We start from the raw sequence: 881 nt of genomic DNA on the forward strand, positions 1-881 counted from the left end.
TGACATTGGTAGCGTCAGCCGTCCGCAAGATAGAGCCCAGATTATGCGGGTCTGTCAAGCCATCCAAAATCAACAACAGAGGATTCTCTTCCTGCTCTGCTTTTTTCAAAACATCCGCCAAATCTGCATAGGCAAACTCTGATACCCGCAAGACAAAACCTTGGTGAACGGCTCCATCCGTCATCTCCTGCAAGGTTTTCTTAGGTGTCCAAGAGATAGAGACCTTCTTTTCTGCCGCCAAATCTTTCAGCTTGCTCACGTTTTTGCCACGCAAGTCGTCCTGAATGTAAAGTTTATTTCCCGTATTGGCCATCAAGGCCTCGGTCACAGCATGCACGCCGTAAACAATATCATTTTTTTCCATACTAACAGTATATCACAAGCTCCCCCAAAAAATCTGTCTAAAAGCTAAATATCTCTCTATGACAGCCTAGCATTTCTCAGCAATCAGCTAAAAACTTCATTTTGTTATCCTATTTATTTTTGAAACAATTCCCTATTTGAGACCTAGAAACAAGCTAGACTAGCCAGTTCCGCTAGCCGTTTTCCAAACAGAAAGAAATACTCCCTCATCAGACACTTACTTTTGTCCAACAGCTATCTCAAGTATCATTTACCTTAAAAACTAAAGGAAAGTGACCGACCGAGGCCTAATTTGCCACGAATCTATAGGAAAAGTAATCAGCCGAGACCTAGGTTGCCATGAATCTATAGGAAAAGTGACCAGCCGAGACCTAGATTACCAAGAAACTAAAGGAAAAGTGGCCAGCCGAGACCTAGAATACCAATACACTATAGGAAAAGTAGCTAGCCGAGACCTAGATTCCCATGAAACTATAGGAAAAGTGACCAGCCGAGACCTAGATTACCATGAAACTAAA

At 42.6% G+C, this 881-nt stretch carries 1 protein-coding gene; it reads right to left on the minus strand.

The window, feature by feature from the left end; translation table 11 throughout:
- Positions 1–364, minus strand: a 364-nt coding sequence (locus tag D8792_RS10820; RefSeq protein ID WP_312023824.1) for a TrmH family RNA methyltransferase, incomplete at its 3' end; no start/stop codon positions are given.
- Positions 365–881: the final 517 nt, after the last annotated feature.

Origin of the sequence: Streptococcus cristatus, from assembly GCF_003943505.1 — a bacterium.
Taxonomy (GTDB): Bacteria; Bacillota; Bacilli; order Lactobacillales; family Streptococcaceae; genus Streptococcus; species Streptococcus cristatus_E.